The following is a 25,708-nucleotide window of genomic DNA, read 5'->3' on the forward strand; positions in this document are numbered from 1 at the left end:
TCTTCCCCACCCGTACTACAACTATAAAGGAAAGGAGCTTCCCACAATGCAGGACCATTCAGTTGAAATGCGCGGGATAGTGAAAAAGTTCGGTTCTGTAACGGCCAGCGATCAAGTCGATTTTTCGGCAAATGCGGGTGAGATTCACGCGCTGCTTGGTGAGAACGGAGCAGGGAAAAGCACAGTCATGAGTATGCTGTCAGGTGTGTACAGGGCGGATGCGGGGGAGATCCTCATTCACGGCAAACCAGCCAAAATCCGTTCTCCGAAAGATGCGGCACTCCTCGGGGTAGGCATGGTATTTCAGAACTTCAGACTGGTGCAAAGTCTCACGGCAGCGGAGAACATCGTGCTTGGCGAAAAGTCGTCTTTCTGGCGTGGCAGCAAGTGGATCAAGCATAAACATGAAGAGATTGAGGCGCTCGGAGAACGGTTTGGACTTAAATTTCCGGTTGACCGGCCGATCTGGCAGTTGTCTGTCGGTGAACAGCAGCGTGTTGAAATTGTCAAAACCCTATACCGCGGTGCAGACATTATTATTCTCGATGAGCCGACCTCGGTGCTGACACCGGGAGAGGCGGAGCAGCTGTTTGAAACCCTCAAGGTGATGAAGCAGACGGGGAAGACGGTAATCATGACGACTCATAAAATGAAGGAAGTCATGGCTTCCTCAGACCGGATCTCGGTGATGCGCAAAGGGAAAATGATTGCCACTCTGGAGACGGCAAAGACGGATGAGCTGGAGCTGGCCCGGCTGATGGTGGGCAGAGAAGTGACGATCACCCGTCAGGAGCGCGAGGCTACTGCAGGTGAACCCCTGCTGGTTGTTAAGGAGCTGGATGTTGCTGCCGATCATGGACGCAAGGCACTCGATGCCTTGTCGCTCACCGTACGTGAAGGCGAGATCGTAGGGGTGGCCGGTGTCGCCGGCAACGGGCAGAAGGAGCTGGCCGAGGTGCTGACCGGGCTTAGAACGTGGAAGACCGGCGAGATTCTTTTTGACGGCAGTCCTGTAAAAACAGCCTCGGTAAGAGGCGCCATCGACTCCGGAATCTCGCATGTGCCGGAGAACCGGATGAAGAGCGGTCTGGCCGGACGTCTCGGTTCGGTCGATAATCTGCTGTTCAAGTCTTACCGCAGTGAGGAGCATTCCAGATTCGGCTTCCTGAAGGCTGCGAAGAACCGTTCCTGGTCACAGGAGCTGGTCCGCCGCTTCAATGTGAAGACACCGGAGCTGGATACCCCGGTGCAGCAGATGTCGGGCGGCAATCAGCAGAAGCTGCTGTTCGCCCGCGAGGTCAGCCACCAGCCGAAGCTGATGGTTGCCGTTCATCCGACCCAGGGGCTGGATGTCGGCGCGACGGCTGGTGTCCACGAGCTGCTGATGGAGCTGCGGAGCTCCGGCAGCGGCGTACTGCTGATCTCTGAGGATCTCGATGAGCTGCTGCAATTGTCTGACCGCATTCTGGTCATATACAACGGTTCAATCATAGGGGAAAGCGATCATGAGCATGCGGACCGGGAACAAATCGGACTGATGATGGCCGGAATCCGGAACATGGAGGGGAGCGCCGTATGAGTCCGAATACTGGAAGCAATTCTACAGTGCTGGAGCCCTCACCGGGGAAAAGCGGGAAATGGTACTCCCTCAGACTTGAATACGATTCAAGCCGTACCCGTTCACCGTGGTGGACGCCTGTTCTGTCTGTTATTCTGGCGCTGCTGCTCTGTGCGGTGTTCATTGCCGCCAATGGCATGAGCCCGATTGTTGTATACGAAAAAATGTTCCGCGGAGCCTTCGGGACCTCCTACGGCTTCACAGAAACCATGGTAAAAGCCATTCCGCTATTGCTATGCGGACTTGGTATCGCGGTGGCTTACCGGATTTCCGTCTGGAACATCGGTGCGGAGGGCCAGCTGACTGTAGGGGCTATGGCGGCTACAGCGGTGACGATTTATTTCCCTGATCTGTCTTCGTTCTGGTCGATCACACTGATGCTGGTCTTCGGTACGGCGGCCGGGGCATTGTGGGGTCTGATGACCGCAGTTCCGCGGACGCATTTCGGTGTCAATGAGCTGATTACCTCGCTGATGCTGAACTACGTGGCTCTGCTGGCTCTGGACTATGTGGTCTTCGGACCGTGGAAGGACCCGAAGGGCTTCAACTTCCCGGGTTCACCTATGTTCACCGCTGCTCAGTCACTGCCTGTCCTGGGAAGCACACGGCTGCATATCGGGCTGATCTTCGGGCTGGTGGCCGTCCTTATCTATTATCTGATGATCAAATTCACCCGCTGGGGCTATGAGCTGCGCCTGATCGGTGCCAATCCTACAGCTGCCCGCTACGCGGGGATTCATATCAAGAAGCATATCATTATCGTCATGCTGATTAGCGGCGGCCTTGCCGGTATTGCCGGCATGGCTGAGGTCTCGGGGGTTACACATAAGCTGATGCAGGGGATATCACCCGGTTATGGCTATACGGCAATCATCGTGGCTTGGCTTGCCAAGCTGAACCCGCTGGGTCTTATTGTCACCTCCATTCTGTTCGGCGGACTGATCGTCGGCGGCTATAGTGTACAGACCATCGGACTGCCTTCGTCCATATCGGAAATGCTGCAGGGTGCGATCCTGTTCTTCCTGATTGCCGGCGACATGATTCACCGTTTCCGCATCCGCCGGAGCGCATAACAGCATTCGCTTAGAGAAGGGAGTTTACTCATGGATTTCACTACACAGTTATTAATAGCCGCCATATCCGCCGGAACACCGCTGCTGCTGGCTACACTGGGAGGCATTCTGACCGAACGGGCCGGCATCATTCAGCTCGGTGCGGAAGGGCTGATGCTGATGGGGGCGGTGACGACCTGTATCGTCTACATCCGCAGCGGGAACCTGATCCTTGCCCTGCTCGCGGCTGTAGCCATTACTGCGCTTCTGGGTATGGTGCATTCCTTCCTTACAGTTACCCTCCGGGCGAACCAGACCATGTCAGGGCTTGCCATGACGCTGTTCGGCAGCGGACTCAGCGCCTATCTAGGTAAGTCCATCAGCGGCATTCCGCTTCCCGGCACCTCACCCAAGCTGGATCTGGGGGCGCTGAAGTCGGTTCCGGTGATCGGGGATATTTTTGGCCGGATGGATTATCTGACCTGGTTCAGCCTGCTACTTGTTCTCGTGCTGCATTTGCTGATTCATCATACCTCCTGGGGCCTGCATCTGCGGGCAGTCGGAGACAATCCGGCTACTGCGGACGTCATGGGCATCCGTGTACAGCTGATCCGCTATAGCTACGTTACAGCCGGAGCTGCACTGATTGGTCTTGCCGGGGCAGATATGGTGCTGGCCTATGCACCGACCTGGAATGAAGGCCTTACGGCCGGCCGGGGCTGGATCGCCGTCGGTCTGGTGATTTTTGCCAGATGGAATCCGCTGCGTGCGCTCTTCTGCGCATACTTCTTCGGGGCACTCGATTCCCTGGGCTTCCGCATACAGCTGCTGGGCAGTGTGGTGCCGTCGTATTTCCTCAAAATGATTCCTTATGTCGTTACGATTCTCGTCCTGATGTATCTCGGATACCGCAACCGCAACAAGCCTTCCGGCACGCCGGAATCGCTGGGAACCCCTTATGTTCGTGAACAGCGGTTCTGAGTTGCTGAATGCTGCATAGAAGGTACAATATAAGATAGTAAGTATATGCGAACAGGAAGGAATATCACACGGATTTCAGAGTAATACCGGTATGGTCCATTTCATGCAGTTCGGACATCTTAAATCACTAAGAGATCGGCACTTCAGGTGCTGATGGCTAAGTAGATGGCTTGAATGCGGAAATGGGCTTTTTTTACCCTAAATAATGTTTGAATTTAAACTATGCAAATTAGATGGATGGAGGATGAGCCATTGAATACACCTGCGGATATTGTGACACTGGAACAGATCAACAGCATGGAACAACCGGAATTTGTAGAGAGCCTTGGTGGTATATTCGAACATTCGCCCTGGGTTGCGGAAGGCGCCTACAGTGAGCGTCCGTTTGAATCGGTGCAGCAGTTGCATGACACTATGGTGGAAACGGCACGGAAGGCGGATCGTAGCCAGGTACTTGCGCTGCTCCGAGCCCACCCTGATCTGGCAACAAGGCTGCAGGTCACTCCGCTATCGGCGGCAGAGCAGCACGGGGCCGGGCTGGACCGGCTGACACCGGAGGAATTCAAGCAGCTTACGAAGCTGAATGCCGCCTATACTGATAAATTCCAGTTCCCGTTCATTCTGGCTGTGCGCGGCAAAAATAAAGATGACATCATTAAGGCCATCCGTGAGCGGGTGGACCGAAGCTTGCAGGAAGAATGGGATCAGGCGCTGCAGGAAATCGGCAAGATTACCCGTTTCCGGCTGGAGGATCTGCTGGCGGAGGAATAGGGTACAATGCAAGTGGCCTCATCCGATCCGCACATTACAGCATACTTGCTTCTAACAAATCAGCAGGAGGTATCGTTCATGACCGGAACCAGCGGCTTAATCCTTAGTATGGTGCGAAGAATGAACAAAAAAATAGGCAAAAAGTGCGGCAATCTGTGCGGGGGAAATAACCCAGAAATGCTTCTGCCGGAACCGGAAGTCCGCTGCATCAATAGATGCAGCAGGACTGGAGGGTACCTGTCATGAGCGGGCGGTTAACGACTCATGTGCTGGACCTGTCGCAAGGGAAGCCTGCAGCGGGCATGTCGCTACAGCTTTGGAGTTTCGGTGAGGGAATGCCCTCACTGTTATGCGAGGCTGTCACGAACAGTGACGGCAGGCTGGACGCTCCCCTGCTGGCAGGGGAAGCATTGCTGGCCGGAAGCTACGAGCTGCTCTTCATGGCTGGTGATTACTTCAGGGGTGCTCAGGCGGGTGCTGGCAGTGAACCGGCAAGCGGGACCGGCAGCATGTTTCTTGAGCATATCCCGATCCGCTTCAGCATTACGGACCCGGCAGAGCATTATCATGTGCCGCTGCTGGTTGCACCGGGAGGATACAGCACATACCGAGGCAGTTAAACGTACCTATACAAATACAAATACGAATACCATTACGAATACCACTAGACCGGAGGTGACCGTTACATGGAGGAATCCTATGAGCTTATTATCAGGAATGGGGATGTTGTACTCCCTGGAGAAGTCCGTAAGCTGGATATCGGTGTGAAGGACGGCAGAATCGCTGCCCTGGGCGAAGCGCTGCACGGCTCACCTGCCACTACAATAATTGATGCAGCAGGACAATATGTGCTCCCCGGCATGATTGATATGCATGTTCATTTCAATGAGCCGGCGTTCGGCCATTGGGAAGGCTTCCGCAGCGGATCGGCTTCCCTTGCTGCTGGAGGCTGTACCTGTTATGCGGATATGCCGCTGAATGGTAATCCGCCGACTGTAAATATAGAAGCACTCCGCTTGAAGACAGAAGCTGCAGCCGGGAATTCGGCGGTGGATTATGTGCTGTGGGGCGGACTCGTGCCCGGCAATCTGGAGGACCTGGAGGAGCTGGCGGCGGCAGGTGTTACCGGCTTCAAGGCGTTTATCTCGAATCCCGGCGGTGAAGGCGAAGGCCGGTTCCGCGAGGTGGATGACGACACCCTGTATCAGGGGATGGTCCGCATCGCCGCAATCGGCGGCATTCTCGCCCTGCATGCGGAGAGTGAAGAGATGACCTCGGCGCTCGGAGCAGCTGCACTCCGCGAGGGGCGGAGCACTGCGCGTGATTTCGCCGCTTCCCGCCCGCCCGAAGCAGAGCTTGAGGCTGTTGCACGGGCACTGCTATATAGTGAACGGACCGGCTGCCGGCTGCATTTCGTGCATATCAGCACCTCCGCAGCCTTGGAGCTGATTCACGAGGCGAAGAAGCGGGGGCTGGATGTTACAGCGGAGACCTGCCCTCATTATCTGATTCTGAACGAGGACAGCATGGAGGAGCTGGGGCCGCTGGCGAAATGTGCTCCGCCGCTGCGCAGCAGCGGGGAGCGGGAACGTCTGTGGGATGCGGTGGCTGCGGGCCTGGTGGATCTGATTGCTTCTGATCATTCCCCATGTCCGGCGGAATTGAAGCTGGCGCCTGGCTTGTCTTTTTTTGAAGCCTGGGGAGGAATATCAGGGGCGCAGAGCAGTCTGGAGCTGATGTTCCATGAGGGGGTGCGGGTGCGCGGCCTGCGGGTCACTCAGATTTCAGCGCTGTTGTCGGAGCTGCCTGCCCGGCGTTTCGGACTGGAGCAGCGCAAAGGCTCCATCGCTCCGGGGCTGGATGCCGATCTGGTGCTGCTTGATCCGAATGCGAATTATACCCTTCAGGCGGAGGATTTATATTACCGCCACAAGCATAGCCCTTATGCCGGTATGACCTTATCCTGCAAGGTAACGGCAACCCTCTCCCGCGGCAATGTGGTTTATACAGCCGGAGAAGGCATTGTTGCAGCGGATGGCGGTGAATGGCTGCGGATCTCCAGCCGCCGGCCGGCCCGATGAAGCTGCCGGTCCGGCATGTCCCGGCCGGAGAGATGCTGAAGCTGCTGGATGAACTCGCAGCCTTCAGTGCTCCCGGCCCGGGGGTTACCCGGCTGCTGTACACGCCGGAGTGGTACCGGGTTCAGCATTTTTTGCAAGAGAGAATGTCTGGACTCGGTCTTGAGGTCAGAACGGATGAGGTCGGAAATGTATACGGCAAGCTGGCCGGATCAGAGGTGGAAGATAAAGTCATCTTAACCGGCTCACATATCGATACGGTGGTGAGCGGCGGACGTTATGACGGTGCTTACGGAGTAGCTGCTGCTGTAACTGCACTGCATTATCTGCAGAGGACCTTCGGCCAGCCGCTGCGGTCGCTGGAGGTTGTGTCCTTTTGTGAAGAGGAGGGCAGCCGCTTTCCGTTAACGTTCTGGGGTTCGGGCAATGTTACAGGGCTGTATGACGGAAGTGAACGTGAGAGCTGTGCTGATGCCGAAGGGGTAACGCTCGCGGCAGCGATGGCTGCCTGCGGTCTGGGCGGCAGCCTTGAAGCCTCGGGAACCGGCTCGTATAATACTTCTGAGAGCGGAGACGCTGTCTTCGGACACAGTCCGGTCCGCAGTGATATTGCCGCCTACGTGGAGCTGCATATTGAACAGGGTATTATTCTGGAACGGTCATCCCGGGAGATCGGTGTGGTGCAGGCGATAGCCGGTCAGCAGAGATACAAGGTCAAGGTGTGCGGAACGGCCAATCATGCCGGAACAACGCCGATGGGGCTGAGGCAGGATGCGCTGGCAGGCAGCGCAGAAATGCTGCTGGCGCTGGAGCGTGCCGCTCTGGCGGAAGGAGATCCGCTGGTGGCTACATCGGGCAGGCTGGAAGTCTATCCGGGGACGCCGAATGTCATTCCGGGCGAAGTGCAGTTCACACTGGATATCCGGCATAGCGAAGCCTTGAGGCTGGAGCGCTTTTGCTCAGGAATTCTTGATGAATTCGCAGACATTGCCGGTAGGCGAGGCCTGATTCTGGAAGTGCTGCCTCAGTTGGCCACCACTCCTGCACCAATGGATGCCGGGTTGTGCACGCTGCTGGAACAAATCTGCCTGGAGCAGGGGCGATCGTACCGGAGCATGGTCAGCGGGGCAGGGCATGATGCCCAGCTGTTCGCGCCGCGCTGCCCGTCGGCAATGATATTCGTGCCCAGCCGGGGAGGGGTTAGCCATTCTCCTGATGAATATACGTCACCGGAAGAGCTGGCTGCGGGACTCGAAGTACTGACGGCAATCTTATATAAATTGGCTTATACAGAGAACTGAAGCTCAGGGGTTCATGAGAGGGTGCAATTCCGGAGATTCAGGAGATCCAGAGAGACAAGAGGGGGAGAGAGTGATGAAGCGCTACGAAGATTTATCGCCGTCCTTGCGGTGTATTATGACTCCGGGACCGGTAGAGGTTGATCCGCGTGTGCTGCGGGCCATGTCGTATCCGGTATTGGGTCAATTCGATCCCGAGTTTACAGATATTATGAACGAGACGATGGAGATGCTGCGGGAGCTGTTTGCCACAGGCAATAAGTGGGCCTATCCGGTGGACGGCACATCACGCTCCGGGATTGAAGCGGTAATGGTCAGTCTGATCGCTCCGGGAGACCGGGTGCTGATTCCGGTCTTCGGGCGGTTTGGCCATCTGCTGCATGAGATTGCCGAGCGCTGCGGTGCGGAGGTATTCATCATTGAGCAGACCTGGGGCAGCGTGTTTCCGCCGGAGGATGTGATCGCGGCCATACGCAGCTTTAAGCCGGATGTGGTGGCGATTGTCCACGGTGAGACCTCTACGGGACGTGTGCAGCCGCTGGCCGAGATCGGGCGGGCTTGCCGTGAGCAGGATGCCCTGCTGATTGTGGACGCGGTGGCGACCATTGGCGGGGTGCCTGTGGAGACGGATGCCTGGATGCTCGATGCCGTGGTCGGCGGAACGCAGAAGTGTCTGTCTGTCCCTTCGGGCATGTCCCCGGTCACCTATAACGAGCGTGCCGAAGCTAAACTGCTGAAGCGCAAACAGGTAGAGCGGGGCCTTAGAACCGGTGTCGATGAGGCAAGCGAGCTGCCGGTTGTCCGCAGTAACTACTTTGACCTCGGCATGCTGCAGGATTACTGGAGCCCCCAGCGGCTGAATCACCATACGGAGATGACCTCCATGCTGTACGCATTGCGTGAGGGACTGCGGCTGGTGCTGGAAGAAGGGCTGGAGGCCCGGCATGTCCGTCATAAGCATCATGAGCGAGCCCTGGTAGCCGGCCTGACCGCAATGGGGTTGGAGCTGTACGGTGATCCGGAGAGCAAGCTGACGGTAGTCACCTGTGTGCTGATTCCGGAGGGAGTGGACGGGGAGTCGGTGCGTTCCATGTTGCTGAACCATTTCGGGATAGAGATTGCCAGCTCGTTCGGTCCGTTAAAAGGAATGATCTGGCGCATCGGCACCATGGGCTTCAGCTGCCGGGAGAATAATGTGCTGCGTCTGCTTGGAGCAATGGAGGCGGCGCTTGTACGCCACGGATTCGCCGTTTCAGCCGGCCAGGGTGTCCAGGCGGCACTTGACGTATACGAGTCAAAAGTAAGATAATCATAAAAATGCGCTAAGTGGTGAAAGGTAAGCAGCACAAGTTACGCTCCGGAGCAGCCGGACGGCTTGTGTTTTGGGCTAAATACGCTGTATAAGCATCGTTAAGCTCCGCTTAGATAAGCAGTCATGTCTATTCTCCTGGCGATAGTTCAAACAACGGCTTGCGACCCGTGAGGGGCGTCAGGGCCGTTTTTGCTAAATAGAATATAGGAAACCAATAACAGGAAGGGAGTGTGTATTATGACTTATACAAGAAAACCACTTGCGGACTGCGTGCCTGGACTTGTGGCTACTGCCCGCGGCGACCAGCCGGCGACACTGGTGATTACTGGCGGCAAACTGGTCAATGTATGCTCCGGAGAGATTCTGGAGGGGATGTCTGTAGCAGTACAGGGCGGACGTATTGCCTACGTTGGCAAGGATGTCTCGCATACGATCGGTGAGGGGACACAGATCATTGATGCTGCAGGCAAATACATTGCCCCGGGTCTGCTTGACGGGCACTGTCACATCGAGAGTACACAGCTGACGGCGACTGAGTTTGCCCGTGCAGTGCTGCCTATGGGCACGACCGGCGGATTCTTTGATGCTCATGAGATCGCCAATGTATTCGGGCTGAAGGGCATTAAGCTGATGCTGGATGAGATGCGTGAAACTCCGCTGGCGGCTTATATGCAGGTTGCCTCCTGCGTACCTTCAGCAGGAGCGGAATTCGAAACAACCGGCGCATCGATCGGACCGGAGGAAGTAGCCGAGGCCTTTACCTGGGGCGAGGATGTCATTGCGCTGGGCGAAGTGATGAATTTCCCTGGCGTGGTGTACGGCGATGAGAAGATGCTTGGGGAAATTCAGGCGACTCTGCGCGCGGGACGTTATGTAGACGGTCATTTCACCTGGCCGGCGGATGACTGGAGACTTCCGGTTTATGCCGCCGCAGGTGTAACCGGCGATCATGAGTGTGTGACGGCGGAGGATGTAATCGAACGCGTACGTCTTGGGATGTATGCCAAAATGCGCCGCGGCTCCGCCTGGCATGATGTGGCGAAGACCATCACCGCGCACACCGAGCATGGGCTCGACCCGCGCCGGATGATGCTGGTGACCGACGACCGCAGCTCGGAGTCGCTGCGGGATGAAGGTCATATGGATTTTGTGGTGCGCCATGCCATCTCCCAGGGCCTTAAGCCGGTCACGGCTTTTCAAATGGCAACGATCAATACCGCCGAACGGTTCGGGGTAGCCCGTGATATCGGCTCAATTACGCCGGGCTCCTGTGCAGATATCATTCTGCTGGACGGAAATCTGGCTGATGTACACGTCGTGATGACGATTGCGGCTGGAGTTATCGTAGCAGAGAACGGGATCATGACGGCTGAGCTGAGTCCGTACACTTATCCGGATGAAGTGTTGGCCTCTGTACATCTGCCGCAGCCTCCGGTTCCGGAGGACTTCGTAATCCACGCGCCAATTGCTGAAGGTATTCTGGCCACACGGATCATCAAGGTGATCGAGAATCATGTGGAGACCGGGGAACTGATCATCAATCTGCCGGTCGCTGAATCCAAGCTGTTGGTCCAGGGGGGCTTGTGCAAAATCGCCGTCCTGGAGCGGCATAAGGGAACCGGCAACAAATCGGTTGGCGTGGTTGAGGGGATCGGCTTCCATGAGCCTGCTGCGATTGCCATGACTGTAGCCCATGACAGCCATAATGTGCTGGTCATCGGCAATGATGATAACCTCATGGCTAAAGCTGCGGGTGCAGTAGCTGAAGCTCAGGGCGGTGTTGCGGTTATTACCGCTTCCGGAACAACTCTGTTCCCGCTGGCAATTGCCGGACTGATGTCGGCAGAGCCGTTCGAGATTGCTGCAGCCCAGTCTGCGGCCATCAGTAAAGCGCTGTATGATGCAGGCTGCACATTGAATTATGCTTTTATGACCTTGTCGCTGCTTGCACTGGCGGTCATTCCGACGCTGCGGATTTCAGATAAAGGGCTGGTGCGGATTTCGCCGGAAGAGGGGATTCAGCTGGTTCCATTGTTTGTGAGCTAAATCTACGTTCAGAAGCCGGCAAAAGTCTTGCAGGATCATACAGACATCACCGAAACGGGATGCTGCCCGCTCATTATAGAGCCTGGGCAGCATCCCTTATTTGCATGTGATTTCTCTTGTCAGAATAGCCTTTACTGCTAAATTAATGACTTTAATCCGGTGCGGGGCATATAATTAACCATTTCAACACAATTAGAAACATATTTTTTTAAAATTTTAATGAAAAACATTAACAAATTGTGAGAAAAAGTCGATAATACTTTTAAATTAGTTAAAATTATTGTCGAATCGTGTATGTGCAGAAAAATACTGAAAGGCCAAATATAAGGAACGGGGTGTATGAGATGATGAGATTAGAAACACAGGACATCGTGAATATCACCAAGAAGCAAATTACCGGTATTTTTAAAATGGAGCCGGTGGAACTGAGATTTGTCAACGACTTTCAGGGTGAGCAGTATCTCTTGACCAATGATAAGCTGCATCTCAGCAACCAGCATTATTGGGCCAAAGTAATGGATTGTGTCTTCGACAGTCATGTCAGACCTGTATTGATGTGTGAGGTGCTATACTTCCTGCGGAATGAGTTTCTGGAGAGTGATATCAAGCTGATGTTTTCTTATGACTTTGCGGATGGGGCAGATGGGGCAGCGGTCGCTACTGCTGAAATCAGCTTCAATGATTCGCCGGAGCTGCAGCCGGGAGAGATTGCCGAATTGATTGATTTTGCGTTGACTTTGCAGGATAAACAGTGGTTCGAGGAACTGACTGCCAAATATAAACAGCTGACCGCTTGAATCTTATGCGGAAGGTAAGCTGCCTGAATACAATTCAAATAATAAAGCCGTCCGGGCCGCAGGGGAAGTCAGCCTGCCGATCAGGCGGCTTTTCGGTTGTATAGGAAATGATGATATTCGTCTGTCGGGGATAAAACCCGCATGATGCTTTGGATACGTTTCTTTGGGAGTTGGAGCAAATCCGCCTAAAGGACGAATTTGTCCTTGTATCAGGAATCCCGCTGAATCCGCCGAAAGCGGGCGGTAGGGGGGAAAAGGGATAAATGCCTCTGCTTCTACCGGAGGCTGCCAAAAGGAAGAAATGAGGGGCAATAGTGCCCCTGATTACACCGGGATGATGTCCAAGAGGTAGTCTGAATGGAGCAATGTGAAGTGGCCTATAATCTGCATAAGCTGCTCAGGCCGCATAAGCCCCGTCTTGATTCACCCGTTAGGGTAATTTTTTCTTTAAATATAGAAGGAATGTTTACGCCATACTTTATCCTTATACTTCCCGCTGAAACGGGAGTCGTCCCTTAAAGGACTGCATAGCCGCTTCCACTTAGGTACTGAACGTCTCCGGAGTGGACGATTCCACAGCTTCCACAGCTTCTGCAGCTGGGAGCCAGCCCAACGCTGTGCCATTCACCATCCGGGCGAGGAAGTCTATCCATTCCGGATGGTCATTCAAGCAGGGGGCGACAGTTAAATTCTCAGCCGTTCCACCGCCTGAAGCGAACAGCTCCCGGCCTTCAACAGCCAGCTCATGCAGCGTTTCCAGGCAGTCGGTTACAAGCCCCGGCGAGAAAATCATAGGCCTCCGAATTCCGCGTCCGCTGAGCTCTTTGAGCGTATGGGCAGTAGAAGGGCCGACCCATTTCTCGGGTCCGAAGCGGGATTGGAAGGAAATCTGCCAGCGTTCCGGTGCCCAATTCATAGCCTCGGCAAGCAGACGGCCGGTCTGATGGCATTGCTGCGGATACGGGTCTCCAGTCTCCGCATAACGGCGGGGTATTCCATGGAAGGACAGAATATAGTAATCTGGTTCTTCGTCCAGCTCTCCAAGCTTCCGGAGCAGCAGCGACTTCATCGCTGAGATATAGTCCGGTGCATCATAATAGGCTTCTATGAAACGCAGCGCCGGCACGAAACGCTTGGAGACCTGCCCTGAGCGGCTATCCCTTCCCAGTGCGGCGAAGCTTGCAGCTTCATAGACCGACGCAGTTGTGGTCGAGGAATACTGCGGGAACAGCGGCAGTACAATGATCCGTGTAATACCTGCAGCTTCCAGCTTGCGGAAGGCTTGCGGCATGCTTGGCTCGCTATAGGCAAGTCCTAATTCAACCTGGTAGCGGCCGCCAAGCAGGGACTGCAGCGCAGTCTGCTGAGCCCTGGAGTGGACGAGCAGCGGGGAACCTTCCTTCATCCAGATCTCCTGATACAGCTTCGCAGACCGGCGCGGCCGGGTGCGCAGAATAATCCCGCGCAGCAGAGGCTGCCAGAGCAGCGGATGATAATCAATGATTCTGCGGTCAGACAGAAAGCGCTTAAGATATGGACGAACCGCCTTGGCGCTGGGGGCGTCAGGTGTTCCAATCTGAGCAAGAATAACTCCTATAGAAGGCTGATTCATGAGCAGTAGCGGCTCCTTTTCACGAACATGACATCGTTTTAAAATATCACATTAAGGGGCTGAGTTACAATATAATCTGTCACATTAATATCATAAGACGGTGTAAATGGGAGAATTTGAGAGGGATAACCATTGTACTTTTTACGTTAATTTCGAAATAGTGATGTTTCTTATAGGGTGTGTGATTTTATATACAGAGAAAAGTGTTTCAAATTTGATACCATCAAGCCAGAAATTACCGCTAGCAACCTGAAATCCTCTTATGTGAATTAATTCACCTTTTTATGTGAATTGTTTCACCTTTTGAAAGATTGTATAAATGGATGCATCTTTTTCACACACGGGATGGGTCGCGCAGGAACGGGAAAGGGGGGATGACCTCTTATGTAGAGTCCGGGTACTCTTCGTAAGAAGGGATGGTGTGAACGGGAAGAACAGTTTAAAAGGGCTACATACTACTGGGGATATAATAAAGGAGAATACGCATTTGAAAAAACTAATTGCTTTGACTGTAAGCGCAGCCTTACTGCTTGCGCCACTCGCCTACACGATTAATGCACCAGCCTTGAACCTGAAGGTGGATGCGGTGTCGGCAGCTTCGGAGGAAGCTCCGGCAGCTACTGCCAAACCAGCTCCGAAACCGACAGCTAAACCAGCTCCTAAACCTACCGCTAAGCCAGCAGCAACACCTAAGGCAACCGCTAAGCCAGCAGCAACACCTAAGGCAACTGCTAAACCGGCAGCAACACCTAAAGCAACTGCTAAACCGGCAGCAACCGCTGCACCTGCAGCATCCGCCAAAGCATCTGCTAAACCAGCAGCAACAGTTAAGCCAGCTGCTACAGCTAAGCCTGTTGCAACAGCAGTACCAGTTACTGTTAAAGCAGCCGTGTATCAAGACGGAGTCTATGTAGCCTATGGCGATGCTTACTCCAAAGGTACTGAAGGCGCTAAAGTTACAATCAAAGACGGCAAAATTGCCGACATCGAGCTGCTGAGAACCAGCCCGAAAATTATCGACCGGAACGCCCGTGATAACTACAGCGGCGTATGGGTGGCATACGGTCTGATGAAAGACAGACTGATTGGCAAAACGAGAGACGGCGCAGCAGCTGTTGACGCTGTATCCGGCGCAACCCGCTCCAGCAACGGCTGGAAATTGTCGGTGGACAGAGCGTTCGAAAGATCGCTGCAGGATAAGCCGGCTGATGCTACTTATTTCGCCGGCGTTCACATGGGTGTAGATCCTGAAGCCAAATATGCAGTGTTTGCTACTTACGATGCAAACAAACTGACAGCAGTTAAATTGTACCCGCTGACTGCAACTGGTGATTTCGCAGATGAGAAGACTTATACTGCTGAACAAACGGCAGCGATTGCAGCAATTACACCAGTACTGCTGGCCAATGGTTCTGCTGCCAAGTCTGTAGCCGGCTTCGAAGCTGAATCCAAAGCTGCGATCAACGCTTTCTGGGATGCTGAGCAAAATGCCAGCATCAACAACGCTTCCGCTTATGTGGACGGGTTCTACTCTTCCTACGGTACAGCAAGAAGCGTAGGCGTTGAGAGAGCCGATGTTGTAATCCGCAACGGTAAGCTGGTTGATGTGAAATTGTTCAGACTTGGCACTAACCTGATTGACAGAGGCGCAACTGCTTATGCTGAAGTAGTGAAAGCAAATGCTCCTATGACTGCTAAATTGCTTGCGAACGGTTCTTATATCGCTAATTATGATGAGAAGGTAGACGGAATTTCGGGCGCCACTGAGAGCAGCCACGGCTGGAACCAGGCTGTAGAAAGAGCTTTCGAGAAGGCTCTGAAGGTATCTGCAGAAGGTAAATACTTCGACGGCAAATTTGCCGGAGTGGATAACCAGTCTAAAGTTCTTCTGCTGGCAGATGTTGCTGGCGATCAAGTAACTGCTATCAAACTGAGCCTGTTCGGTACAGACGGCAAGATTATTGCTGATGACAAGCGTACAGATGCGCAGAAATCCCTTGTTGATCAACTGACTGCCGGATTGCTTGCAAACGGCGTGGACACTGCTGATATCGCTGGCCAGGAAGCTGTATCTGCTGCAGCAAAGGCAGCACTGACTGATGCCCTGACCAATGCTTCCAAAGTACAAGGCACTTATAAAGACGGCACGTTCACCGCTTACGGCGACGCTTATGACAAGGGTACAAACAAAGCTGACGTTACCCTGCGTAACGGCAAGATCGTAAATGTTGCTCTTTCCCGTGTAGGAATGAACATGGTAGACCTGGGTAAAGCCGCTTATGCTGAAGTTCAAAAAGCAATTCCGGTGCTGACAGCTAACTTCCTGGCTGCAGGCACAAGAGAAGGCGCAGCACAAGTAGATGCTGTATCTGGCGCTACCAGCAGCAGCAATGCACTTAAAGCTGCCGTTGACAGAGCTTACGGTAAAGCTGAAGTTGTTGAAACCGAGAAGGCTGCATACTTCGATGGGATCTTCATCGGTGCCAGTGCAGACAAATCCGTAAATGTAATGGTTACTACTAAGTTCAATGTTCCAGTAACTATGGTTGTTTACTACCTTGATGATAAAGGTAAAGTAAGATACAACCTGACGGATGACGAATTGCTCGTGAAATACGAAATCGAGAATACTTCGAACGGCAAAGGACTGCACAAGTACGGATACCGTGCTGCAGCATTCGGAACGAATGATGCCCAGAAAGCAATCTCTGCCAAAGCTATTGAAGCGATCAAAGCAGCACTTGAAGCAGCTGGAAAATAATTAAATCTAACCTCAAAGGGGCGTCCTTGACCATGCAAATGGTTGGGGACATCCCTTTTTTATTTTTGCACGAACAGGCTGCAAGGGGGAATGGACATAATTAAGAATGGATATCGTATAGTAATTTAAAGGGATTTCGGATGTGAATGTCTAAACTTTAATATACACCGCAGGTTCAAAGCCTGTAAGTAATAGGAGGCTCCTCATGACATTAATTAAACAGCTATCCCCACAGGATGAATTCACCGGCTTCTATCTGCTTAGGGAACTAGTGCTAAAACAGACAAACGGTACTCCTCCAAAGGATTATTTTGATATCGTACTTGGTGATTCCAGCGGCCAGCTGTCGGCTAAATATTGGGATGTAAGTGTAACGGATAAAGAAACATTTTTCCCGATGGCCCTGGTGAAGGTCCGCGGGATTGCCCATACTTACCGGGAGAAGCTGCAGGTCAAAATAACCAAAATCAGACTCGCGGATGAGTCCGATGGCGTGTCGCTTACCGAGTTCATCCGTTCAGCCCCTGTGCGTCCTGTGGATCTGATCCACACAATTAAGAATGCAATGGCCAGTATAACCGACCCGGAGGTCGCATCGATCGTTTCCTTCTGTGTGGGGAAAGTGGAAGAGAAGCTGATGCACTATCCTGCAGCCAAAACGCATCATCATGCTTATTTTGCCGGACTGGCTTATCATATGGTGCGGATGCTGGAGATCGGGGATTTCCTGTGCAAGCAGCGCCCGTTCCTGAATCCTGATCTTATAAGAGCGGGAATTATCCTCCACGATATTGCCAAACCGGAAGAAATGATCTCGCAATTCGGTATTGTGTCGGATTATAGTGTGCAGGGCAAGCTGATCGGTCATATTTCGATGGCGTCGAGCTGGATTACGGAAGCGGCTATCCGCACCGGCATTGATCTGGAATCGGAGAAGGTATTGGCACTGCAGCATCTGGTATTGTCGCATCATAATCTGGGGGAATGGGGAAGTCCGGTCCAGCCCCAGACAGCGGAAGCGGTCGCCTTGCATCATATCGATGCCATGGATGCCAAGCTGCAGATGGTGGAGGATGCGCTGGATACTACTCCCGAGACGGAGGAATGGACACCGTTCATCAGGGGACTGGAGAATAAGGCGGTTTACCGGATGAAAATCTGAGGCTATGCTGTAACGCGTAAGAGATAACAACACCCCCAAGCCATGATTGCGGCTTGGGGGTGTTTGTGTATGCCATAAGGGGCATGAATTCTATGATTTGCGGGCAGACGGAGGGATCCTGCCGGCTGTTCGTACTATTTCTGCAGTTTCTATTGTTGCGGCTGATTCAGCTGTAGACTCAGCCGCAGCTTCAGGAGGTTCCACCTCAAGACCATAATGATTACACAGGGCACGGAGTCCGCCCGGGAATCCCTCTCCAATGGCAACAAATCTCCATTTGTCCTTGTACCGGTAGAATTCGCCTATGACTACTGCCGTCTCAAGGCTTAAGCCCAGGCCAAAGGGAAAAGAGGCCAGCCTGGTTCCCGACTGGGAATCAATTAGTGAGGCGGAGGTGTAATTGATCTGGCCCGGGTTCTGGCCGGAAGCCTCCCCATAGAGTGTGAAGGTCAAGGCGACCCGCGTAATGGACGCAGGCAGCTTCGCCAGTTGAAGATGCAGATGTCCCGCGTTTGGAGCAGGCTTCGAGTAGAATACAGAACCGCTGGGGTCTTCCATGTTTCCATAGAAGACAAAATCCTGATCCTGTTCGCAGCGTCCTGTCTCCCGGAGCAGGAAAGCAGAGTTGTCCGGCTCCATGGCGGAAAGCGTAGGATCCCACTCCACAGACAAGAGAATTCTCGAAGCACTGAGCTTGCTGCCGATATCCACGCGCTGGCCTCTCACCAGCTCGGGTACAGGTTGAATTTCAGGGGCAGGCGGTGTTGCAGCCGGGAGACCTGCAGAAGAAGCATGACGCTGTGTGGATACGAGGGGAGCTTCGCGATCCGGTACAGCCGGGCTTACGGGAATTGCCGTCTTTGCAGCAGTCTTTGGGGCCGCCGGTTTCTTGGCGGCTTTCTTGGGGGATGCCTTGAAGGCAGTATATCCGCCCGCATACATCGTGCCTGCCTGGTAGCCCTGGCTGCCGGCTAAGAGGAGGGGATCGAACTGCTGCCACTGCTCCATCAATTTCAATAGAATGAGTGCCGAAGCTCTGGCATCATCCAGCGCATCATGGTGTTTCAGCCTAATGCCGAAATGCTCCGAGACTACATTCAGTTTATGGGAGGGCAGCTCCTGAAGCATTTTTTTGCCCAGCAGGTAGGTACACATATATTTGAAATCCGGATAGCTGAATAACGAATCATCCAGGCAATAACGCAGAACGCTCATATCGAAGGAAGCATTATGCGCAATCACAATCTCGCCTTGCAGCAGCGGTTCAATCGTGGGCCACAGCTCTGCGAAGGTCGGTTTGCCTTTAACCATCGAGGGCGTAATTCCGTGTATTGCGATATTCATTCCGTCGAACCTCTGCCGCGGGTCAATCAGCCAATCATATTCTGCGGTGACCACACCATTTCTAACCTGAACAAGCCCCAATGCGCAAGCGCTGGAGCGGCTGGAATTGGCTGTTTCAAAGTCTATTGCTGTAAAATCCATAGGTAAAGCCCCTTATCTATCATGTATATGGTTCATATTAAAGGAGCGCAGAGAGAATTACAATCCAGTAGAATGTACAAAATGCAGCGGATATGGTATGCCTTATCTATGAACTGCTGGAATATGCTGCTATAACGGGGAGATGAGAAACTTGCAGCTCTTAAAAGGCCAAAAAGTAGATATCACTAAGGGAAAGGGCGTACGTGATCTAACCATTCGGTTACGCTGGAATACGGAGCTTGCCGGAATCAGTGTGGATGCAGCAGCTTTTTTGTTGTCCGGACAGAACCGGTGTGAACGGGACGAGGATTTCATATTCTATGGTAATCCGGTATCAAGGGATGGAACGGTAAGTCATACAACAGAGGGGGAGAACGAGGAGAGCCTCTTGATTTCATTATCCGGAATTCCGGAGCAATATACCCGGATTGCGGTGACGTTGACGATCTACGAGGGGGAGCAGCAGAATCTGCGGATGAAGGAACTGTCCGGACTGCAGCTGTCACTAATGGACCGGAAGAACGGTGAGGAATTATACCGCTTCGATTATGGAACGGATCTGTCCGACGAGACAGCAGTGGTGGCCGGGGAGTTGTACCGTCATCAGGGAGAGTGGAAATTCAGCGCGATCGGCAGCGGTTTTAACGGAGGATTGGCTGCGCTCTGCAAGAGCTATGGACTTGAGGTTGAACCGGAGGCAGGCAACGAAGCGGCAGCGACAGCCGAACTATTGGAGAAGACGGAGAAGCTCGAGGCGGTATTGGAGGCGGCGGAGACCGTCCTTCCGCAGACTGCACCGGCCGCCGATGTCAACGTCCTGTCATCCATAGATTTGCGCAAGAAAATAGTCGGGTTCACCCTGGTCAAAAAACAGCTGACCAATGTAAAAGCCAGGGTTGGAATTGTGCTGGACATCACCGGCTCCATGAGAAATCTCTATTCCAGCGGTGTCGTACAGGAAGTGGTGGAACGTATTCTGGCCGTAGCCTGCCAATTGGATGACAACGGCTCGCTGGATGTGTGGGTGTATGATACGGAATTCAGCAGGCTGCCGCCGGTAACGGAACGGGATCTCGGGAGCTATGTCTTCAATCATATTATGAACAACGATTCAATCCATAAGTTCGGACGCAACAATGAACCGCCGGTGATGGAGGATGTGATTCAGAAATACACCCGCGAGGAGATGGATACAACTCCGGTTTTTATTATCTTTATTAATGACGGGGGCGTAGTGAAGCCAACCCAAAAAGTAATTATGGCGTCTTCCTCGCTGCCGATCTTCTGGCAGTTTGTGGGGATCGGTGATTCCGATTTCGAGGTACTGAAGCAGCTCGACACGATGGGCGGAAGGCTGGTTGATAACGCAAACTTCATCCATCTGGAGCGCATAGAAGAAGTGAACGACGAGCAGCTCTATGATCAGCTGTTGAATGAATTCCCGCAGTGGCTGAAGGCGGCGAAGGCGAAGCGGATTCTCTAGCGACTAACGCCAGTATGCGTTCACAGTGAATAGCGTTTATTCTAGCCGTATTCACCATTATGGCGCTCACACTGGGTAGCGTTTATTCATAGCTACTCACCCGTATGGCGCTCACACTGGATAGCGTTTATTCATAGCTGTATTCACCCGTATGGCGCTCACACTGGATAGCGTTTATCTATAGCCGTATTTACCACTATAGCGCTCACCAATGATGACCTTCACACTTTATAGGCATTATTGTTGTACTTTTTACAACTTTGACTCGCAGATAGTTGGGCGTTTGGGAAGATTGTTGTATGAAATACAGGCCTGTTGATTCCCCATATTATGGGATGGATATAATCCCCAAAACCCCTTTGTTCCTGAGCAGACTAAGTTGAACCTGCCACTCCAGCGGAAGACTAAATATACGCCAATGCTGCATAAATTCCCAAAGGGTCAGTTGAGCAAAGGCAGGCACGTTGGGGTGGATTTCATCATAAACGCGTTTCAGAAGCACATAGACAGCAAGGGCCACAAACAATTGGCTGTATACCGCATTTTCGGTGGTTCCAAATAGACATGGCACGTTCAGATGCTGTTTAATCCAGCGGAAAAAGACTTCAATTTCCCAGCGTGCCTTGTAGATTTCAGCGATCACATGAGCGGACTCTTTTCTCAAATCGGTCACGACCCGTACGACTTCACCCCGGTCATTTTCAAATTCTACGACCCGGTGGCGCTGAGCAGATTGGCACTTCCCTTGACCGATATAACAAGTAATATCACGAACAATTTTCGTTTCTCCCTCTGCGGGTCGCTGGAGTTCTCTTGGCTTCACCAAATGGAGATTGTCTTTGAGCCGAATCACAAACGACTGGCCCTGGAGCACATATTGATCCAATCTGCTGATTTTTCCATACGCCCGATCCTGTACCAAAATGTAGTCCGTATCTGCCAAGACTTCTCCAAACGGAGCGTCATTGCGCTTCGCGATCGATTCCTTCACGTTCAGGGGTGAACGCTGGCCATGCGAAAGAGCAACATGCAGCTTAATGCCCCCTCTGAATTTTTTGTACGAGGCCCAAGGCATTCTAGAGTTCGCCGCCGTGACCGTAGTCGAGTCAATCAGCAAAAGATCTTTAGGAAGGTTCAAATGCCGCCGGGTTTGGCGGTTACATTTCGTGACGAGCATTTGAAAGATACGTTTGAAGATTTCGTAAGGGACTTCACCGGCCTTGCCGGAAAGGGTGGAGTAATGAATTTCTGGCAAGTCAAAGCTTGGGCCTAAGCGGGCACTCTGCCGGAATCCGTCCCATTTGTGGTAGCAGGCTTGGACAAAGTAATCGAGCAGCAACCCGACGGTCATTTTGGTTCCTCTATCCACGTAGTCCTCGGTTTGTCCGGTCACCATTTGGACTTCTTCCGGTGTTAACACTTGTTTGAAAACGGCTAAAAATGGGGTATATTTATTCATGAGGTCGCCTCATTTCGGTTTGGTTTGGTCGTACTTACCATTACCCGAAATGGCGGCCTTTTTCGTCCCTTTTTTTGGGAAATCAACACGCCTATATGAAATACAACAATCTTTCCCGCTAAGCGGCTTAGAGGAGGAGGAATGCTGTATTTTATACAACAATTTTGGATTAGGGCTGAGATTATGAGGAAAATGTTGTATTTTGTGCAGGATTTTTTAAATATCCCGGATTTCCACCATGATTGGCAGATCTCCACCATAATTAGCATATCTCCATCACAATCACAGGACCTCCACTACTATCAGCGGCTAAAATAAACCAAACCCCCCGGCCTGGACGGAGCTATAGGCTCCTGCCCAAAATAAAAGTCTGCCTATCAGCGCAGCTAAGTACTCCTGCTCGGGTTTTATCCTGCAGGCGGGTTTCTTTCAGCACAACCACCGCATACTTTATCCTTATATTCCCGCTGGAGCGGTTACCGTCCCCTAAAGGGCGGCGGGACGTTTCCGCTCAGCTGTGGAGGTGGAGGTTCGTTGCGTCTGCAGGCCCGCGGAGACGGGCAGCTCCAGGCGGTATCCTTTGACCAGCGTGTCCCCGTTCTTAATATCCGTTTCATAAGCACGCTGGAAGCCGAGCTTCTCGTACAGCTTGATCGCGGATACCATCATATCTGAAGTATGAAGATTCAGGCTGGCTGCTCCAAGCAGCATGGATTGTCTGGCGGCCTCGCTGATCAGCAGTCTGGCAACCCCGCGTCCACGGACAGCCGGAGAAACAGCGAGCAGACGGATGATTGGCGTGTGGATACCCAGCTCCGGCCTGCCGTAAGCGGCCTCTGAAGAGGTGAACAGCAGCACACTGCCTATGATCTGCCCATCCAGCTCCGCTACAATCCGCGAGACTGGAGCGATGCCATGGACGGAATCGAGAATGGAGTCGCGGTACTGCGCCCAAAAAGGTTCGGGCAGCACGGCTGAATATTCGCTGTAAGCCTCAAGCAGAACTCCTGCGATAGCCTCGCGGTCAGCATCTGCGGCTTCACGGATTACAATTTCTGCGGAATGATTCATCGGGTACCTCCTGTTCAGAAATGGGATGTGACGCTTATTATAATCCACAATTCCGACGAACATAAGAGGAATTTAATAAAACCGATTAACAGATAGAAAAGTTCTATCTGGTTTTGTGATCTATGTAATGGTTTTTGCTGTATATTACACGATGAGTCGGTTGACAAAAAAAGGGCCGGTGACTAAGATATAAACAAAATCTATACATACGTACGGCATTAATTCCATGTTAATCGATTGGAATAGTTAATTTAAATAAAGTTGTGGAGGAGGACTACACATGAATATCGAGAACATTGAAGCCTTTGTCTACATCAACCACTACGGAAGCTTCAACAAAGCGGCAGATGTACTCTACATCTCCCAGCCGACAGTAACGGCTCGCATCCAGTCGCTTGAACGGGAGCTGGACTGCAGAGTATTCGACCGGCTGGGCAAGCAGATTAACCTTACGGATAAAGGACGCCAGTTCCTTCCTTACGCGCAGCAGATTTTGCAGGTCTACCAGAACGGCAAACATCAGATCCAGTCCAAGGGCCAAATTCCGGATGAACTGAGAATCGGCAGCACGGTGTCGGTCTCCAATTATCTGATGCCGCAGCTCCTGCTGCATCTGAAGCGGAAATATCCGCAGGTCCACTTTAAACTGACGACCTCATCCACCGATTCATTAATTGAGAAGCTGAAGGCGAAGGAGATTGATCTCGCTTTTATCCGCAAAGTGGTCAATCCGGCCATTCAGTCGTTCCCTTTCTGTGAAGATCCGATCTCGCTGTATGTATATGCCGGTCATCCGCTGGCCCGCCAGGGCCGTGCCTCTATCCAGGAGATCCGTGAGGAGACTCTCGTATTCTTCGAGTGCGGTTCGCTGGACTGGATGCGCCTGCACCGGGTATTCGAGAGCATGGAGCAGCCGCCGGACATTGTGTATCAGGTGGATAATCTGGAGACGGCCAAGAAGCTGGTGCTGAGGCAAGCGGGGATTTGCTTCCTTCCGGCCCTCAGTGTGCAGGAGGAAGTGGAGGCAGGAACGCTGATCAGGGTGGATGTCGCCGAGACGGAAGGGATTTCCCTGAGGACCAGCCTGATCTCGCTGAACGGGGAGAATGCGGAATTCATTGAGTCGCTGCTGGAACTGGCGGTGGGCCGCAGCAAGCCGGATCGACTTCTTGTATAACAGTATTAAAAAACTCTATTAGCGCATGGCTGCATGCAGTGATAAAGTTAATTGCATATAATTACCACTAAACAGATATGAATTATATAAATTGAGAAACGGGGGCACGAAATGAGCGAGGTATACCGGCAGGCCGGAGAGAAGGATGCCCAGCAGCTGCTGGATGTGACCTATCGTGCCTATCAGCTGATCCGCGAGCTTGGACTGCACTGGCCGGCGGCAAACGCCGATTTGGCTCTAATTCAGGATAACATCGCCACCAATGAATGTTATGTGCTGGAGATCGACGGCAACGTGGAGGCGACGATCACCCTCTCGAAGAGCGGAGAGGTCAAGGCGGTAACCGAGCTGCCTTTTGTGAAATGGTTCGCAGTGAATCCCGAGCGCAGCGGCAAAGGTTACGGCGGGAAGCTGCTCGACTGGGTGGAGGAGCATATTATTCACGGCAAGCTGGGGGCTTCCGCTGTAACCCTGGCTACGGCGCAGAAGCATCCCTGGCTGGTTCCCATGTACGAACGCCGGGGGTATGAACGGATTCTGGAGCTGGATGCACAGAATGGTGACGGCATTATGTATCTGATGAGAAAGACACTTACCGCTCAACCATACTACAACCTAAAGGGGATAGAGAGATGAAAAAGACCATTTCGCTCACAACTGCATTGGCATTGACGCTGGTGATCGCCGGCTGCGGCAGCAATAACAGCGCGAACAGCAGCAGCAGCGGGAATGTGGCGGAAGCAGCACCGCAGACCAGTGCGGAGGCAACGACTGCAGCCGCAGAACCGGCAGAGGTGACCAAGATCGTGGTCGGCACAGGCACCGCTTTTCCGAATGTCTGCTTCATTGACGAGAACGGCAAGCTGACCGGGTTCGATGTAGAGCTGCTGAAGGAAATTGACAGCCGTCTGCCGGAGTATGATTTCGAATTCCAGACGATGGACTTCAGCAATCTGCTGCTGAGCCTGGAGACCAAGAAGATTGATCTGGTAGCCCATGTTATGGAGAAGAACCCGGAGCGGGAGCAAAAGTATTCTTTCAACAAAGAAGCTTATGCCCACTGGAGAAACCGCATTATTGTAGCCAAAGGCAATGATTCGATCCAGACGCTGGACGATCTGCAAGGTAAAAAGGTGCTGACAGGCGCAACCAGCGCACAAGCGCAAATTCTCGAGAATTACAACAAGGAGCACGGCGCGGATTCGATCAAAATTGTCTATCAGAACGGTGCGGCCAACGATACGGTGAGCCAGATTGATTCGGGCCGTGTGGATGCTACGCTCGCTGCGGATTTCGTACTGCCGATTATTGATCCGCAGAGCAAGCTGCAGGCGGTAGGTGCTGAGCTGTCCTCCGCTGACATTCTGTATGTGTTCCGCAAGGATGATGCCCCGTCGCAGAAGCTGTCGGATGCCATTGACGGAGTGGTCGCAGAGCTGAAGGCAGACGGCACGCTGGGCAAAATAAGTACGCAGTGGCTGGGGGCTGACGTCACCACATCCGCGGTTCAATGATGAGGCTGCCGTTATAGCGGAGAAGGAGGGG

20 protein-coding genes and 1 pseudogene are annotated in these 25,708 nt (G+C 52.9%); 17 read left to right on the forward strand and 4 right to left on the reverse strand.

The features are described from left to right. Window positions 1-46 precede the first annotated feature (46 nt). The 10 genes from R50912_RS06930 (at window position 47) to R50912_RS06975 (ending at window position 11,953) form a co-directional block, all read left to right on the forward strand. Window positions 47-1,579 (forward strand): ABC transporter ATP-binding protein, encoded by a 1,533-nt coding sequence (locus R50912_RS06930; protein ID WP_042233441.1) that lies wholly within the window; start codon window positions 47-49, stop codon window positions 1,577-1,579. Further along, on the forward strand, window positions 1,576-2,691 hold the full coding sequence (locus tag R50912_RS06935) for an ABC transporter permease (RefSeq protein ID WP_156122992.1): 1,116 nt from the start codon (window positions 1,576-1,578) through the stop codon (window positions 2,689-2,691). Before R50912_RS06930 ends, R50912_RS06935 begins: the two co-directional genes overlap by 4 nt. Before the next feature lie 30 nt (window positions 2,692-2,721). After that, window positions 2,722-3,651, forward strand: a complete 930-nt coding sequence (locus tag R50912_RS06940) for an ABC transporter permease (RefSeq protein ID WP_039301426.1) — start codon at window positions 2,722-2,724, stop codon at window positions 3,649-3,651. A gap of 252 nt (window positions 3,652-3,903) precedes the next feature. Beyond that, entirely contained in the window at window positions 3,904-4,422 is a 519-nt protein-coding gene (gene uraD / locus R50912_RS06945) for a 2-oxo-4-hydroxy-4-carboxy-5-ureidoimidazoline decarboxylase (protein WP_231637796.1), read from the forward strand. A gap of 242 nt (window positions 4,423-4,664) precedes the next feature. After that, complete coding sequence (gene uraH, locus R50912_RS06950) at window positions 4,665-5,042, forward strand: hydroxyisourate hydrolase (RefSeq protein WP_042233444.1); 378 nt, start codon at window positions 4,665-4,667, stop codon at window positions 5,040-5,042. A 66-nt stretch (window positions 5,043-5,108) separates the two neighbouring features. Continuing rightward, complete coding sequence (locus R50912_RS06955) at window positions 5,109-6,503, forward strand: allantoinase (protein ID WP_042233446.1); 1,395 nt, start codon at window positions 5,109-5,111, stop codon at window positions 6,501-6,503. Next, complete coding sequence (locus tag R50912_RS06960) at window positions 6,467-7,801, forward strand: Zn-dependent hydrolase (protein ID WP_231637797.1); 1,335 nt, start codon at window positions 6,467-6,469, stop codon at window positions 7,799-7,801. Before R50912_RS06955 ends, R50912_RS06960 begins: the two co-directional genes overlap by 37 nt. A 73-nt stretch (window positions 7,802-7,874) precedes the next feature. Beyond that, window positions 7,875-9,107, forward strand: a complete 1,233-nt coding sequence (locus R50912_RS06965) for a pyridoxal-phosphate-dependent aminotransferase family protein (RefSeq protein ID WP_042233447.1) — start codon at window positions 7,875-7,877, stop codon at window positions 9,105-9,107. Between the two features lie 240 nt (window positions 9,108-9,347). Beyond that, a complete protein-coding gene (locus tag R50912_RS06970; protein ID WP_042233449.1) occupies window positions 9,348-11,156 on the forward strand; it encodes an adenine deaminase in 1,809 nt (602 codons plus the stop codon). Window positions 11,157-11,500: 344 nt separating this feature from the next. Beyond that, a complete protein-coding gene (locus R50912_RS06975; protein WP_039301415.1) occupies window positions 11,501-11,953 on the forward strand; it encodes an IDEAL domain-containing protein in 453 nt (150 codons plus the stop codon). A 541-nt stretch (window positions 11,954-12,494) separates the two neighbouring features. On the opposite strand, the gene hemH is transcribed toward R50912_RS06975, so the two are convergent. Further along, window positions 12,495-13,565, reverse strand: a complete 1,071-nt coding sequence (gene hemH, locus R50912_RS06980) for a ferrochelatase (RefSeq protein WP_042233452.1) — start codon at window positions 13,563-13,565, stop codon at window positions 12,495-12,497. A 487-nt stretch (window positions 13,566-14,052) separates the two neighbouring features. On the opposite strand from hemH, the gene R50912_RS06985 reads away from it, so the two are divergent. Further along, window positions 14,053-16,326, forward strand: a complete 2,274-nt coding sequence (locus R50912_RS06985; protein WP_042233454.1) for an FMN-binding protein — start codon at window positions 14,053-14,055, stop codon at window positions 16,324-16,326. 205 nt (window positions 16,327-16,531) lie between these two features. After that, window positions 16,532-17,488: a 3'-5' exoribonuclease YhaM family protein gene (locus R50912_RS06990; protein ID WP_042233456.1), complete on the forward strand. Its 957-nt coding sequence runs from the start codon at window positions 16,532-16,534 to the stop codon at window positions 17,486-17,488. 90 nt (window positions 17,489-17,578) lie between these two features. Here R50912_RS06990 and R50912_RS34075 read toward each other — a convergent pair whose 3' ends face one another. After that, window positions 17,579-18,973, reverse strand: a complete 1,395-nt coding sequence (locus tag R50912_RS34075; protein ID WP_081956404.1) for a TerD family protein — start codon at window positions 18,971-18,973, stop codon at window positions 17,579-17,581. A 142-nt stretch (window positions 18,974-19,115) separates the two neighbouring features. On the opposite strand from R50912_RS34075, the pseudogene R50912_RS35845 reads away from it, so the two are divergent. Further along, window positions 19,116-19,589: pseudogene (locus R50912_RS35845) on the forward strand (TerD family protein); the annotation flags it as partial. Window positions 19,590-19,790: 201 nt separating this feature from the next. Then, window positions 19,791-20,456: a vWA domain-containing protein gene (locus R50912_RS35850; protein WP_042241794.1), complete on the forward strand. Its 666-nt coding sequence runs from the start codon at window positions 19,791-19,793 to the stop codon at window positions 20,454-20,456. Between the two features lie 328 nt (window positions 20,457-20,784). Here R50912_RS35850 and R50912_RS07005 read toward each other — a convergent pair whose 3' ends face one another. Together R50912_RS07005 and R50912_RS07010 are read right to left on the reverse strand one after the other, a co-directional pair. Next, window positions 20,785-21,915, reverse strand: a complete 1,131-nt coding sequence (locus R50912_RS07005; protein ID WP_042233458.1) for an IS4 family transposase — start codon at window positions 21,913-21,915, stop codon at window positions 20,785-20,787. A gap of 486 nt (window positions 21,916-22,401) precedes the next feature. Beyond that, complete coding sequence (locus tag R50912_RS07010) at window positions 22,402-22,986, reverse strand: GNAT family N-acetyltransferase (RefSeq protein ID WP_042233459.1); 585 nt, start codon at window positions 22,984-22,986, stop codon at window positions 22,402-22,404. Window positions 22,987-23,266: 280 nt separating this feature from the next. On the opposite strand from R50912_RS07010, the gene R50912_RS07015 reads away from it, so the two are divergent. The 3 genes from R50912_RS07015 (at window position 23,267) to R50912_RS07025 (ending at window position 25,677) form a co-directional block, all read left to right on the forward strand. After that, window positions 23,267-24,163, forward strand: a complete 897-nt coding sequence (locus tag R50912_RS07015) for a LysR family transcriptional regulator (protein WP_042233461.1) — start codon at window positions 23,267-23,269, stop codon at window positions 24,161-24,163. Between the two features lie 111 nt (window positions 24,164-24,274). Then, complete coding sequence (locus R50912_RS07020; protein ID WP_042233463.1) at window positions 24,275-24,799, forward strand: GNAT family N-acetyltransferase; 525 nt, start codon at window positions 24,275-24,277, stop codon at window positions 24,797-24,799. Continuing rightward, on the forward strand, window positions 24,796-25,677 hold the full coding sequence (locus R50912_RS07025; protein ID WP_042233464.1) for a transporter substrate-binding domain-containing protein: 882 nt from the start codon (window positions 24,796-24,798) through the stop codon (window positions 25,675-25,677). Before R50912_RS07020 ends, R50912_RS07025 begins: the two co-directional genes overlap by 4 nt. Window positions 25,678-25,708 lie beyond the last annotated feature (31 nt).

Source organism: Paenibacillus sp. FSL R5-0912, assembly GCF_000758605.1.
In the GTDB taxonomy this organism is placed as follows: Bacteria; Bacillota; Bacilli; order Paenibacillales; family Paenibacillaceae; genus Paenibacillus_AQ.